Below are 14,981 nucleotides of genomic sequence, written 5' to 3'. Positions count from 1 at the left end.
GAGGAGTTTTCAGATCTATCGCAACATTCGTAAACGGGCATTGATATTTGGGCTTCCGGTTTCTTTGTTCGCATTACAAATGGCAGTGGTCATCGGTTCGCTATTAGTGGTTATTTTCTCGTTTAGCCTTCTTTTGGTCATGGGGGCCATAGCAATCAACTTTATGTTGTATGTGTTGCTCTTAAAGTTGACCCATCAGCCGCATATCCTACATATACAAAAGGTTTTCCCAACGGCTATTTCTAACAAAAAAACAACCGTGCTGCAATATGAGGATTAATCTCACCCAACACTATCCAATTGTGGATATCCAGGAGAATCTGGTCTTTGCGAATAATGGCAATCTAGTACTTTGCTATAAGGCCGATTTGCCAGAGGTCTATTCGCTCTCTTCTATGGATTTTGAAGATTTGCACGGTAGTTGGTTTCAAGCCTTAAAATCGCTACCTGCCGGAATGGTCATCCATAAACAGGATGTTTTCCAGAAATTGAAATATTCAGCTGAACGTTTGCCGAATACAACCTTCTTGGAAAAGGCGACCCATCAACATTTCAAGGGTAGGGAATACATCTCGCATCAATCGTATCTCTTTTTTGTTTGGCCCAAGAATAAAGGGTTGAACAAATCAAAATATGTGAATCCGTTTAGAGGAGTTCCAAAAGGGATTCCCGAAAAAATGACGGAAGCCGTAGAAAGCTTTATGGCATCCGTTCGAGATGCGGTGGGCTTCCTCAACAACAGCTATAAACTGGATTTCACTCCGATATTCGAAGGGGAAATTCTTTCACTAACCGATACGTACTTCAATGGATTCAATGAGGGGTTCGATACCGATATCGTGCTAAATAACCACCATGCCCAGATTGGTAACCATTATTTTGATGTCCTGGCGGTCAATAATGAATTATGCTTTGGCGATGCAGTAAGCAGTAGCAAAACCAACGATGCTTTTACTTCCGATGCTTTTATCTTCCATCAGGGTTTTATCGATGGACTAGGGCTACATCTGAACGAAAATCATATCGTTAATCAGATTATCTATTTAGACGATAAGCATAAGTGGCGAAAGCTGCTTGAAAAACGTTTAGAAGAACTGAGTAAAAGTTCCAACTTCGGTACGCAGAACAAGGTCGTGTATGAGAAAATCAATGCGATATTGGATCAAATTAACCAAGATGATAATGCCCGAATTGTTAGAGGTCATCTGAATGTTATTTTTTGGAGCGAGCAGAAAACTGATTTAGGTAAAATTGCTTCTCGAATCAAAACGGAGTTCAAGGAACTGGACATCATACCGTATTATCCGAAAGGGGAGGAGCGTAAAAACTATTTACTGAATAGTTACTGTTGTTTCTCCTCCAACTTTTCAGACGAAGATCTATATGTCACCGATCTCAAACATGCCCTTTGTCTGCTCATCAACAATACCAATTATAAATCGGACGCAACCGGCATCATTTTCAACGATCGCCAACATAATATTCCTGTTCTTAAGGATGTTTGGGACGAAAAGAAGAGGCGCATCAAAGCTCGAAACTTTGCCATATTCGCCCCAACAGGAGAAGGTAAATCATTTTTAGCGAACAACATCCTTCGACAATACTTTGAAAGTGGTGTCCGGTTGGTCATTATTGATTTGGGAGGGAGCTACTCCAAGTTTGCGAAACTATACCCAGACCAATATATCACTCTGCGCTATGAACAGGGCAAAAACCTAGGCATTAATCCGTTTTACATAAACAACCTACATGACCTAAGCCCGGAGCGGTTGGAAGACCTAACGGTTTTCCTTTTGGAGCTCTTTGCTTCGGGTCTTAAGGTCGCCAAAGCCCAAGAGGTGGCTTTAAAGAAAATCCTTCAGCAGTACTATAAGCGCAACGCAACAGAGACACATTCCTTAGAGGCTTTTTACAATTTCGTGCGAGAAACAAAGGAAACCTTGTTGGACGATCTAGGTATTGATACGGACTATTTCAATACCACAAACTTTCTTCACATTATGTCCGAGTACGTGGGAGAAGGCCTTTATAGTTTCTTGTTCGAAGTAAGCGAAGACCAGTCTTATAAAATTGAGGATAAACGCCTTATTGTTTTTGAACTGGATGAAGTGAAGGATAACAAGGAGGTGCTCTCCGTAATGCTCAAGCTCATTAAGTCCGCCATTCAGCGAACCATCTGGCGTAACCGTGCAGAAAAAGGAATTATTCTTTTCGATGAATTCGCTAAACAATTGAAGTTTGATAATGTGTTGGAAAGTGTTGAATTCTACTATCAGGCCATTCGTAAGCAGAATGGGGCCATTGGCATTATACTGCAATCTATCAACCAATTACCTAGTAATTCAACATCCGCCAGTATACTTGAAAATACCCAAGTCATCTACAGCCTTAGAAACGAAAAGGGATATGATGAATTGGTTAAAAGACTAAGCCTTTCCAGTCACGACTTAAATCAGTTGAAGTCCATCAAGAACGATTTAAAAGGCCAAAGAAAGTATACTGAAATCTTTATCAAGATAGGTAAGGAGAGCAACATATTCCGTTTGGAAGTTCCACCAGAAGTTTATGCCGCCTACCTCACGGACGGCTCCGAGAACGAGGCCATAATGGACATTTATAAGAAAACTAAAAATATGGAGTCGGCTATTAATGAATTTGTAAAACAGAAATTTCAAAAATCATAATTCACACACTTAAAATTACTATATCATGAAAATTACAGTCAAAACTATCATCGTATCTGCATTCTTGCTGCTTGCCAGTACCGGACACATAAAAGCACAGGGAATGCCTGTTTATGACAACACCAGTTTTATCTCCTTGGTAAAGCAATTGGTGGAGTCCGCCAAACAGACTTCTGAAATGATTAAAACTGTCGAGTTTTTGAAACAGGCCAAGGAGACTATTGAAAAGGTGAACAATGCCGTTAAACAATATGAAGCTGTTAGGGAGATTAACCAAAACAATGAAGCTTTAGTGAACATGGTACGAAGAGATTTGAGGGATATATTGAATTCGCCCTATATCCACCCTAATGAGATAGATGCGGTTTCCAACGCTTTCAATACAATAATCGATGGGTCACTACGGAATCTTGAATTTATGAATCAGATACTTTCCAACGACTTCTTAAAGCTAAATGATGCGGAGCGCTTGGCCATTTTGGAAGCACAACGCGACGATTCCCAAAAAATGGTCGCTGATATTACCCTTAAGAACAAGCGGTACAAATTGATTATTTCTTTTCGGGAGATGCAAGACAAAGTCAACACTAGGGAAACTAATTATTAAACACATTAAGATGTTTTTATCCATCGGGTTAGAATATGTTGATACGGTTTTTCAGACCATTAAGGATAGTGATTTTATGTCCTATACCATTGGTGGAATGAAGTTCCTTGCCGTATTGTTTTTTCTAATCAACATCGTGAAGAAGTATTATGAAGGCGGAGCAAGCAGGGAGGGAGTTACTTGGGGATTGACACCCACAGAATTGATTAAAAACTTTGCGGTGGTCTTAGTGGTTGTCTTTTCAACGCAGGTACTTGATGCATTCGATTCTATTTTGGTGGCCATAGAAGGACAATATAGAGGAACTGCACCTATTCTATTACCACTAGAATTACAAGACATCGCGGTAGAGGAGGATTTAGGGCTATTGGATGCGACCACGAAAGCGATGGGTATTTTGTATGAATGGCTAACCACGCCTTTCCTGGGAATTCGAATGATAGCCTTGGGACTCGGCCTATTTCTCTGGATGTTGGATTTGTTCATCTACCCTATGTTTTTGGCGGAACGCTACTTTTTATTAGGAATTATGCAGGCCTTCTTTCCATTGGTCATTAGCATGGCCGTTTTTGAAAAGTTTCGGGATATTGGGTATCGGTTTTTCAAGCTATATGCTGCCGTCTATATGATAGTACCGGCTTTCTTTCTGGTCAATGTTTTTGTAAATGAACTGTATAAAGAAATCACGGAAAATTTTTGGCCCAATCTGTTTGGAACCGACTTCGGCAGCGAACTTTTTGCACCTGTCATTGAACTCGCAGGAGTAGGCTTTATCATTCTTATAAAATTTAAACTGTATAAACGAGCGAGCACTTTTACTTTACGATTGTTCGTAGACTAAACCAAAAGCAATGAAAAATAGAATTACTCCATACAAGAATATTTACAGCGTGTTGAAAATTAACCGCTTTATAGTTTTGGCGGTAGTAGCGGCCTGTTTACTGACCTGCGTTTTCTCCATCATAACCGTGTATAGATTTAACCAAAACATGTTGAACAGCACATTTGCAGTAAATACCGATGGTTCTATTATTCCGCTGAAATTGGTATTGCAAAAGGAAAATATGGAAGTTGAGGCACTTTCACATATTGATTTATTTCATTCGTATTTCTATGGAATTGATGAGAGTAATTACGAGAAAAATCTAGAGAAAGCTTTGTGGTTGGGAGATAGTACTGTAGATAATGTTTACCGGCAGAAAAAAGCTGATGGTGTGTACAATAGATTACTCCAATACTCTCTGGTTCAAAAGGTTGTTTCCGTTAATACAGAATTGACTTTATCCTCAAAAACCACTTCATTTCGAACCGAAGTTATTTTTGAAATCAATAGAGGGTCTATCGTTGACCAATACCAATTAATTACGACGGGTAATTTGATACTAGTGGACAGGAACTTTCCCCATAACACCCATGGTCTATTGATTACCAACTTCTTTGAAAACTCACTTAAAAAGCTGAATAACCAATAATGATGCAAATGAAACTAGATAGAAATAAAATAATCTTTATCGGGATAGTAGCTTCAGTGGTCCTCTTCATTGTAGGTTATGCTGTGTTTGTAATGGGCGATGGAGAAGAAGTGCAAACTGAACTAAGCCAACCTGCAGTGCCAGCATTGAAGGAAGAACAAAAGGAATATTCCTCTAAACTGGATGCTATTAATGATTTAAAGGAGGTAAGAGAATCCAATGCTCCAAGTATGTATGATGAATCCCTTTTGGATTCTACCGGATTATATGACCCCCTCTTTCAAGAAAAGGAGCGGCAACGCATTGTCGACAGTATCTATGCAGAAGGAAGGATAAACTATGAGTCTGGGCATTATAGAAATAAGCCCAGATACAATGCTGTTCCGGTAGGAACCAACACACGAAAAGATGAAATTGAAGAAATCGAGATAGATTTTAAAGAGGCCCATCAAGAGTTTTTTGCATATGAACCTAATCCAATTGCGTCATTTAAGGTAGAAGAATCGAATCTGAAAACAGACGATTTTATCATGGTCGAAGTTCACGGCGAACAGACCGTGAAAACCGATAGCAGATTGGAATTGCGATTGGCTGTAGATGCGCTGATCAATGGCGATTCTATTTCTCGGAATTCTTTGGTTTATGGATTTGTCAGTTTCAAGGCCAATCGGGTTTTCATCAATATTACGAACATCAATAATAAACCAGTTGATTTGAAAGCTTTCGATTTACTAGATGGTAATGAAGGTATTTACGTTCAAAACAGTTTCACTGCAGAGGCTGGGAGGGAAGTAATCGACGATATTGTTCAGGACATCAATATCGCTGGTGTGCCTCAGGTGGGCGGAATTAAACAGGTCTTTCGAAGAAATAACCGTAACGTGAAAGTGACGGTTTACAATCAATATCAGCTTATTTTAAAACCTACTTTATGAAAAAGATATTATCCATTTTTTCAGTACTTGTATTAGGCCAAATAAGTGCACAGGAGTTAAAGACTATCGGCACCAATGAAAGGCAGGTTGTTGCCTTGTTCTTTCCGGATGAGATTCGACAAGCAGTCGTGGGTTCACCCAACTTTACGTTTAGTTATAATAAAGAAAGCGTTCAGCACGTAGGCTTATTGCAGGGTGTAAAAGGTAGCGAAAGCAATCTTTTGGTAATAACGGCCACCAATGAAGTTTATTCCTATAAATTGAAGTATCTGAAAAATTTGGATACGCTGAATTATTTTATTCCTAGAAATGAACGTATTGGTTATGAAAGCCCTTTGTTTATTCCAACTAGTAAAAGTTCGTTATCCGTATTGAAGGATTCTGTGACGATGAAGACACCGCGAACCGATTCCCCGAATCGTTTTCAATACTTTAAAAAATTCAGCGAATTTCATTTGAAGCACAATCGAAACAGTCAAAAGCGCAAAAGAAAAAAGGGTGTAATCCTACATTTAAAGGACTTGATTTACGACCGAACCGAGGTCTATGCACTTGTGGAGATAAAAAACAGATTTGGGATAGACTTTGAGATGGATTACCTGAAAATTTTCAAGGTAAATGGAAACAAGCGGAAAAAATCATCCTACCAAAAAATTGAAATGGAGTCTATTTATAAGCATAAGCTCCCTAGGATTATTAACGATGGGGAGCGCCATGAATTCGTTTTGCTTATCCCCAAATTTACTTTTGGGGATACCGACAAACTACTGTTGGAACTCAAAGAGTACCGAGGTAATCGGATTCTAAAATTAATCCATGATTGACACCACTAAAACAAATCATTGCTAGCTATAACTTAACCAAAGTATGTCATGATATTTGGATATGCTAGAGTGTCAACTCAAGAGCAAAATTTAGATGCTCAGATAGACCTATTGAAAAAAGCCGGTTGTGAAAAAATATACAAAGACATTGCCAGCGGTGCCAGGAGTGATAGAAAAGGTCTGAACGAATTGGTCAAATACATGCGCAAGGGAGACACCGTGATAACCTATAAAAATGACCGTGTGTTTCGTTCTTTAAAGAATATGGTCGAGCTTATAGACACGTTTAATAAGTCAGGCGTGTACTTTAAAAGCTTAAGCGAACCGGAATTTAATACAGCCTCTGCAAACGGCAAATTCTTGCTACATATATTTGCGGCTGTAGCGGAATTCGAAAGAAACCTTATCAGTGAAAGAACCAAAGTTGGACTTGCCAACGCACGGAAACGAAACAAACTACTGGGCAGGCCAACTGGATCTAAAAAAGAAACTATCGAAAAGTACCATTTTGCAAAATACTTATATGACAATAAAGACTTACCTATAAAAATTGCATGCAGAAGAGCTGGTATTAGCAAAAGCTCTTTTTATCGCGTTGAAAAAGTCCTTTAAATGGTTCGTTTTATCGGTCAATATTAAAGAACAGAAAGAGATTGGAATTTATGTTTATGAATTAAGTTGTAGGTAATGTAAATCCGCTTTTTATAAAGTATTTAAGAAACTAGTCAAATCGATATCCTTATCTAGGTTTAGTTTCTTTTTTAGGCGGTACTTCGACTTTAGAATACTATCGGGCAGTACATTCAGGGTTGCAGCAATTTCTTTGGTAGTTAGATTCATGCGAAGAAAAGCAGCTAGGCGTATTTCCTTCTCAGAGATATCAGCATAAAGCGTTTTTAGTTTTTGGTCAAAGTCATTATGCACCTCTGCGAAATAGGTTTTAAAGACCTCCCAGTCCTTATCTGAAGCGTTTTCTTTTTTGAGTAACATGACAATGCGCCGAAACTCGGTTTTAAATTTTTCAGGAGAATTCTTAACGTTCTCCAAATTATCCATCAACTCTTGAATAAAGGTGTTCTTCTGTACTAAATGCAGGGTTTGCGAGGTGAGCTCCTTCTTTTTATGTGCAATTTCTTGTTTGTAGATTACTTCTTGCTTCTCGCGGGCTATTTTGTTCTTTTTGATTCGCTGACGGAAACCAAAGACCAAAAGACCGGATAGAGCTAAGGCAGAGGCTAATCCGCCTGCATACAGCCCTTTTCTTAAATTACTAATCTCGACCTCCTGATTTAAGGTTTTGATCTCTTCTTTTTGTAGTGCAATTTCGTTCTCATTTTTTTCGGTCTCGAATATTATTCGCATTTCTTCTATTTGCTGTGACTTTTTAACGGTGAACATACTATCCTTTAGCTTGTTATATAAAGCAAAGTCTTCCAGAGCTCGTTGGTGTTCTTTTAATTGATTGAATGAGTTAGATCTTTCGTAATAGGCTTGATATGCCTGTGGGATTGCCCCAATACTATCAGAAATTACAATTGCTTTTTCAAGATAGGGAATAGCACGATTCGGCTGATTGGCTTTATTGTAGAAAAGACCCAAACTGATGTATGCTTCATTAACTTCTGTCGGGTTTTCCATTTGACCATATACCTCAATGGAATTATTTAGGCTTTGTAGTGCTTCTTCATTACGATTCAACTTGCTATAGGCATTGCCTAAAATGTTAAGCGCTGATGCTTCTGTTAACTGAAATTCGTTTTCTTTAGCAATTTCAATGCAACGCAAAAGATATTTTATGGCCTCATTTGGCTTGTTTTGCAATACCATATTATCTCCCATAATTTTTAGTACATCACTTTCCCAAAGTAAATCCTTAAACTCATGGTAGACTTTTAAAGCTTGTTCTAGATAAATAAAACTCTGTGCATAGTTTTCCATTTTCATTTCTATTTGCCCTAATAAATTAAAAGCATCCGCCTCATAGAGTTGATCTTTAGCTCTTGCTTTATATAACTCTAGAGATTTCAATCCATATTTCAACGCCAAATTATATTGTCCTTTTTTTACTTTGATATCTGAAAGTGCGTGATAAGTAGATCCGATATATTTGAAGTCAATCTCCCTTGCATTCTTAATCGTATCTCTATTTTTAAAAATTGTAATATTCTTGTTTAGGTACTCTTCTCCCTTATTAAAGTCATTTTTCTTGTTATACAATACAGCAAGACCCATATTTACGGTCAGAATACCTCTTATATTTTGCAGTTTGGTGGCTATGTCCAGCGATGCTTTTTTATAGTAAAGCGCAGAATCTAGTTGGTCTTTATTGAGAAAATAAAAACTCAAATTATTGTAAGCTTGTCCAAGGCCGCTCTCATGGTTAATTTGTTTGGACATAGAAACCGCTTCTTGGGCATATTTATAGGATTCTTCCGGATTGGTAAAGCTTAGATTCTGATAAATGAGCGAACCTATAGTTACCTTGACAGTATCAATAACATGATTGTTATATGCTGTAATTAAACTATCAAGGTTTTTATATTCTTGAGCCTGTAGATTGATGCAAAGACACAAACCAATGAATAGAAATAGTTTGAAAATAGGTTTCATAGCGTATGTAAGATTTAGGTGATGTATTTCCTTCTTATAGCTTCATGACCAAGGTACCTAATTATATTCTGTCTAGAAATAGACCAGTTCATTGTTTAATAGCCACTTGTCCATAGAGAGTCCATGTCATTTTGATTAATAAAATGATTTATCCTACTTGCTAAGCCAATAAATCATTGACTTAAGGTGGTTTTTCTGTTTTTGTAAAATAGTCGTTGTCCATGTGCTATTATGTTAAAATCCATACCACCTGTCCATACTTTGTCCATGCCCAAAATTAGTTGAGGGCTTGTTTTGCATCTAGTTTTGGGGTGTTGAATCTTTTAAAACCAAAGAAATTATGAAAACAAAACAAACAATTTTAAAGTACGTATTTGCAATGGGGATTGGCCTTATGTTAAATGTGGGTTGTAGCTCCGATGATTCTGTAGATCTGCCCGAGTTACCTGAACTACCAGAAGATGGTGATTTCATTGAAGGAGATGGTATTAGTGAAGATGAATTGGAAACCTTCATGGGCGAGATAGGTATATTGTTAGATGCGCGCCCTTACATTCGAAAAGGTCAACCCATTACTAAATTAAGAGTTACGCCAACTGATAGCGATTACTTTGAGCCAATGGTATTAGAGGTAGACCCATTTACCAATTATGCTAGTTTTAAATTTGGCCTAGAAGATTTGCCTAGTGAAGCAGAAAACGCCTTAAGAAATGGTATCGATCTAGAGGTCGACCTACTCGATGAAAATGACAATGAACTTTTCAAAGAAATTTTGGAAAATACCTTGTTTACAGAAAATGGCAGCGATGTAGAATTACGTGGGGATGGTGTTGAAGATTTAAATACAGAGGTTCATTTAAACCCGGACACGCCCTATTTTTTACAATTGGTAACTGATGATGGCCAAATAGAGTCTAAGGCATTGGACAATGCCCCAGGTATAGTATATGGCGAAATTAATCCCACTATTGGCTTTAATTGCGGCGCTACAATTATAGAATATGCCGGCTACCCTTCCCTGAATTCAGAAGCTGATTTTTCCAGTAATAACACTACACAGCAGTTTTATTTTCAAAAACATGAAGATGAAGATGAAGAGAAAGAGAATGTATACAGTATAATTTCCCGAGACACAAATACCTATTTGGCTTTTAAGAGTATTACTAGTCTTGGGCTTATTTCTAAGGAGGTTTATACCTCAGATATAAATAAAACAAAGAATTATACGTCTTTAAGCGACGCATTCAAATTTCAAATACGAAAAGAAAATGGTAATTATCAACTAGCTCCCTATAATGATGATCAGCCTTTCGGATTTAAAACCACTACTAAGAGCTGTATTTTTGGTACCAGTATTGAAGTAACTACACTAAGAAGCAGTATTGCAAGTTTCGCAGGTCAAAATTTTAGATTTGCTACTACAGATGTTGAGTATGAGGCTCAAAGCATAGAAACTTGGTATGGGCAACCTATATTGCCAGCTGCTGAAAATTCATTTAAGGTCAACAGTACGCTTACCAATTGTACATCTGCAGTAATCTCACAAGACGTAGGTGTCGACCTAACGGAAACGAAGACGATGTCCGTTTCTTGGCAGGAGACGGTAGGCTTTACAGCAGGGGCTACATTAACAGCCGAAGTAACAGTAGGTACAAAAGCCGGGGTCTCCTTTTTTGGCAAAGGAAATGTGGAGGCTTCCGGAGAGGTTAGTGTAGGACTGGCATTATCCGTGGAAATGTCAAAATCGGCCACCAATGCGGAAGAAAGGACAACAGAAATAGGAAGCACTATTTTTACGAAACGAGTGGTCCCTGTTAATCCAGGAAAACAAGTGCTGGTCTACGACGCAGTGCAAACCTATCCCGCTATTAGGGTTCCTTTTGTACAACGAATTAAGATAACGGGGCGTAATTCAGACCAAGTTGCCCTAACAGGAGAGGAATTAGCTACCCAGAGCGCTTTTGGAGGCTTTACAGGCACCATTACCGAAATTGGTACTAATTCTATTGAAATAACGGTACGAGGGATGACCACCTTCGATAATACAGCGGAAATTCAACTCGAAGCGAGCGAGACCGATGCCGATTGTAATTAGCGATATTTTTTAAAAACGCAGTCGGCATCTAAAGTTGGTAGATTCAACAACTTGGGTGTCGGCTGTTATTTTTTGGATGTTTTCTAAAATTCACTATCAAATCTTGGTGGTATTCTAGAAATTTGTGAGTCATAAAACGGCCGTTTTAAAGGACACTTTGCCAATGGTTTAGAACTTCATATTCAAACGTGTCAATTATGGTCTCTTTTAGTAATCCCTTACTTTAAACTTTTATGGGACACATTTTAATCAATGTAGAGACTTTCTTAAACCAGACGAACTTCGTTTATTGGTTCATTATAAATTGATTTACCCCAATCTTCAATACCAAAAAAAGCCAAATCAGGATGGTCATATAACGCATTAAATTCTTCTTCAATTTTTCTTACCACTTCGATTTCCGTTATCCGAATCCTAGTTTCGTAGTTGTGTTTGGTACCGCTCTCTGTAAAGTTCAAAGAACCCAAATAAGCAGTATGACCATCGATGATATAGATTTTGCCATGGATGAACATATCATTGATCCGGTAGGAATCTGGGGCTATAAATACCTTAAATGGAAAAAGTGGTGAATAGGTATAGGAATAAATTTTTGTTTTCTTAGCTTTTCTTCTAGCGTATCTAGAGCCCAAAAAAAGCAGGAAAACGATTCCAAAGGAAAAGATATAGGTCGAGTTATACGAAGTAAGGAATTGAATGACCAGGAGTAGAGTTAAAGCGATACTCCCAACCAGTAATGCTTTCTGTGTAAACAGCCATCTTTTTCTTATTCTATTGGCCTCCTCATCTAAGTGTTGGTTCTGAACAACCAACGGTTGAATACTTTTTTCCTGACGATAGCTTCTACTGTCATATTTATCAGAAGTAATCAATGTGACCTTAACCCCCTGTTGATGTAGCCAAACCAATTCATCTACCATTTTGGGAGATAAGTACGGAGAGGAAATTTTCACGGAACGTTGAGCGTTTCCAATTTCCTTTAGTAATTTGGTACCGGCTCCGGTACCCATGTAAATATCACATTTTGCTTGATTGAACCACACGATTTTAGGGGTTTAGTTGACCCTTTAAGATACGAAATTTCAAGGTCAAAATGAAACCTATTTCATTTTGTGTTGTTACTTAAAAGTCCAAAAATCCTATTTGAAAAGCCTTCTAACTTCAAGATGTATCCGTTGAAAATTAGCCTTGATTTCTGCATCGTCTTTTGTCAAGACAGGCTTGGGAAGTTCCCTTTTTATCTCTGGCCTTTCGAATCTGACCCGTTTATCCTTTCCATCGGCAAAGGCTATAAATTCGCCACGTTTCAATCGGAAGAAAACATCCGCGCGTATTTTGCTGACATCTTTTTCCCCTTTGGTAATCCGTGCATCAAAATTCCAATTGCTGCTCTTGCTTACACTCCGAGTTGGTTGTTTGATGATTTCAAAAAAGCGTTCATAATACTTTGCCGTATCTGGGTCGTTCACTTTCCCGAAGAACTGATAAGAGAGGTTGCTCAAGATGGCCTTACTGGCCTTATCCCCGTACATCAAATCGTTTTGAATCTTATCTTGGAGTACATAAACCGTCATGATATCATAGCTCCGTAAGGTAGCCGGAATTCGTTGCATGTTCAGCAATCGAAAGGTAGAGGCTTCCTCTGCAAGAAAGAAAGATGATAAACGATTGCGAACACTCATTTGTTTGGTAATGGTGTGAATAATGGTTGCGATTACTGTGGAGTAAGCGTTATCGAACTTTGGATTGTTTACAATGGAGATTACTGACGGATGATCTGGATTATTAATATCCAACGGAATTTCATCTGCCGAGAGGGCCATAAAAATACGTTGGGTACTGATTTTTTTAAGAGCATTGGCCAAGGTACTCATTACTCCGGCTGTTTGTCGTTCGGAATCGATTCCGGAAATGAATGCATCGGCCATCGCTTTTGAGGTAAAGTCGGAACTGAGAAAGGATACCAGTTGCTCCATATCCAAGTATTGGAAGGTCGCAATCAAATGGGGCAGGGTACAGTATTTTGGGTGCTCGGTCTTCAATTTCCAGATCAACCCACCCAAAAGGCCTTCTACGGCATCGTTAAAGAACTTGGAAGATCCCGAAGCACCCGATTCTTTTTGCTCTAAAAGATTTTCCAAAAGCACACGGGATATTTCATTGACACTTTCCTCATCCACCATATAACGTGGTGCGATGGGATTTACACGTTTATAGATATCGTCAAAGGAAACGATGTGAAACGGGATTTTTGGATTTTGGAAGAGGGGATAGGCCATTTCAGTAATCTCAAAATGCTTATAATCATGAATGACTCCACAGAATCCATAGGTGTTAAAATGTTTGAGAAAATTAAAGACAACGGATTCCGTTTTACCACTTCCCGCAGAACCAATAATCGAAACACCCCTGCGGATATTTTTCATGTTCAGCACACCATTCCTAAGCTGAAATTTGACCTGGTATTTTTTAGGAATATTGATATTATCCCTTTCAATTAAAGCGGCATAACAAACCATGCTGATGGCATACAATGGTAAAATCCATTTTAAACAAAAAAACAGACCGTACTGTAAGCTGTTTCCCCAACAACCCATAATACCCAAATACAAGAATATCACAGCCAGACTGACAAAGGTATAGCGGTAATAGCGATGCATCAGAAGTATCAAGCCTGAAGCCGAAACATAATATATAACGATGACCGAAAATAAATGCATATGCCGTTAGATTCCTATGGAACTGGATGATCGAGCTACGTCCATGGCCTTTTTGAACTGTTTGATAGTTTTAAGAGCCATTTGAACTTTATTGGCGGGAATGTTCACTTGCGGAACCCGCACCCCAGCTTTCCCTAATATTTTGAATGCTGCGCTGCGCTCATTCGTGGGGAGTCCGAGTAGGTGTGCGAAATAATGATGGGGATCTTTGATATAGGATTTTCTAGCTTCGTAGGTTTCCACAAAATTCCGTTTGTAGTTGAAAAGGGTGTCAAAGGTCTTTTCAGCCCTTTTGTAAAATAGGTCACGGTTAAAACCACGTTTGACCATTAGGCCGTTCAACTTACTTTCCGATTCCATGTATTTACTACCAGGGGATAGGCTATACCGATTGCTGACATCTTTTCTGCTCACGATGATATGAACGTGGGTTTGGAAGCCTAGCTTTTTCATTCCCTGTTCAATGGGCTTTCCTTCAATTTTATGGGGTATTTCAGCTTTGAGGCTTTCAACTTTTTTGGTTTTTGATGGAATACTACCCGAAAGTTCCCCCCGCTCTATTTTGCGAATTTCATTTTCAAGTCTTACGATTTGAGCACGGTAGGGTTGATTTTCTCGAACCTCCCGATCAAAACCTTTGAAGGTTCGTTCGTGTTCAATTTTAGCGAAATATTTAATATCGTCTACGGTAACCGGTTGGTCGCGGTGAAAGGATGCCGCATAGTCCTTCATGACTTCCCTCACGTAAATTTTTAGTTGTTCAGGGTCGTTGTTGATCGCCTTCAGCTCCTGTTGGCTCGGATTAATGGTCAAGGAATAAAACTTGGGCTCTACCTTTTTAAGTTTGGCCGTATTCCCGTCAATCTCTTTGACAACCTGTTCTGGTGGAATATGGTCATTCTTTTGGTCAAAAAAGGGTTCTTGTAGCTCAGGCAAGATACCCTCATTTTCCTTTTCCAAATAATCCACAAAATCAGATGCGCTCTGTGAAAAGTTGTTGTTTAAATGTTGTTTAGTAATACTGATGTACATAG

The 14,981-nt window shown here is 38.6% G+C and carries 12 protein-coding genes; 8 read left to right on the top strand and 4 right to left on the bottom strand.

Translation table 11 applies throughout. The features are described from left to right. Positions 1–269 precede the first annotated feature (269 nt). From ACPF9A_RS02345 to ACPF9A_RS02315, 7 genes are read left to right on the top strand one after another with little or no spacing between them, the layout of a single operon-like run. Positions 270–2,684 (top strand): TraG family conjugative transposon ATPase, encoded by a 2,415-nt coding sequence (locus ACPF9A_RS02345; protein ID WP_424001313.1) that lies wholly within the window; start codon positions 270–272, stop codon positions 2,682–2,684. 25 nt (positions 2,685–2,709) lie between these two features. Then, positions 2,710–3,291, top strand: a complete 582-nt coding sequence (locus tag ACPF9A_RS02340; RefSeq protein ID WP_424001311.1) for a conjugal transfer protein — start codon at positions 2,710–2,712, stop codon at positions 3,289–3,291. 10 nt (positions 3,292–3,301) lie between these two features. Continuing rightward, entirely contained in the window at positions 3,302–4,132 is an 831-nt protein-coding gene (locus tag ACPF9A_RS02335; RefSeq protein ID WP_424001309.1) for a hypothetical protein, read from the top strand. A gap of 10 nt (positions 4,133–4,142) precedes the next feature. Next, on the top strand, positions 4,143–4,763 hold the full coding sequence (locus tag ACPF9A_RS02330) for a conjugal transfer protein TraK (RefSeq protein ID WP_424001307.1): 621 nt from the start codon (positions 4,143–4,145) through the stop codon (positions 4,761–4,763). Between the two features lie 56 nt (positions 4,764–4,819). Next, positions 4,820–5,698, top strand: a complete 879-nt coding sequence (traM, locus tag ACPF9A_RS02325) for a conjugative transposon protein TraM (protein WP_424001305.1) — start codon at positions 4,820–4,822, stop codon at positions 5,696–5,698. Further along, on the top strand, positions 5,695–6,522 hold the full coding sequence (locus tag ACPF9A_RS02320; protein WP_424001303.1) for a DUF4138 domain-containing protein: 828 nt from the start codon (positions 5,695–5,697) through the stop codon (positions 6,520–6,522). The genes traM and ACPF9A_RS02320 overlap by 4 nt, the downstream gene beginning before the upstream one ends. 48 nt (positions 6,523–6,570) lie before the next feature. After that, a complete protein-coding gene (locus ACPF9A_RS02315; protein WP_424001301.1) occupies positions 6,571–7,134 on the top strand; it encodes a recombinase family protein in 564 nt (187 codons plus the stop codon). Positions 7,135–7,224: 90 nt separating this feature from the next. Here the strand turns inward: ACPF9A_RS02315 and ACPF9A_RS02310 are convergent, their stop codons facing one another. Continuing rightward, positions 7,225–9,132: a tetratricopeptide repeat protein gene (locus ACPF9A_RS02310; RefSeq protein ID WP_424001299.1), complete on the bottom strand. Its 1,908-nt coding sequence runs from the start codon at positions 9,130–9,132 to the stop codon at positions 7,225–7,227. 340 nt (positions 9,133–9,472) lie between these two features. On the opposite strand from ACPF9A_RS02310, the gene ACPF9A_RS02305 reads away from it, so the two are divergent. Then, the gene (locus ACPF9A_RS02305; protein ID WP_424001297.1) at positions 9,473–11,227 is read left to right on the top strand and encodes a hypothetical protein; all 1,755 of its coding nucleotides are present in this window, start codon (positions 9,473–9,475) and stop codon (positions 11,225–11,227) included. A gap of 266 nt (positions 11,228–11,493) precedes the next feature. Here the strand turns inward: ACPF9A_RS02305 and ACPF9A_RS02300 are convergent, their stop codons facing one another. The 3 genes from ACPF9A_RS02300 to mobB form a co-directional block, all read right to left on the bottom strand. Then, a complete protein-coding gene (locus ACPF9A_RS02300; protein WP_424001295.1) occupies positions 11,494–12,237 on the bottom strand; it encodes a phospholipase D family protein in 744 nt (247 codons plus the stop codon). 129 nt (positions 12,238–12,366) lie between these two features. Then, positions 12,367–13,947 (bottom strand): type IV secretory system conjugative DNA transfer family protein, encoded by a 1,581-nt coding sequence (locus ACPF9A_RS02295; protein ID WP_424001293.1) that lies wholly within the window; start codon positions 13,945–13,947, stop codon positions 12,367–12,369. 6 nt (positions 13,948–13,953) lie between these two features. Continuing rightward, positions 13,954–14,979, bottom strand: coding sequence for a MobB family relaxase (mobB, locus tag ACPF9A_RS02290; protein WP_424001291.1), 1,026 nt, complete (start codon positions 14,977–14,979; stop codon positions 13,954–13,956). Between the last annotated feature and the right edge of the window lie 2 nt (positions 14,980–14,981).

The organism is Maribacter sp. IgM3_T14_3 (assembly GCF_049603095.1).
Classification (GTDB): Bacteria; Bacteroidota; Bacteroidia; order Flavobacteriales; family Flavobacteriaceae; genus Maribacter.
The sequence above is the reverse complement of the archived record's forward strand: the minus strand, read 5'-3'. Positions and strand labels throughout refer to the sequence as shown.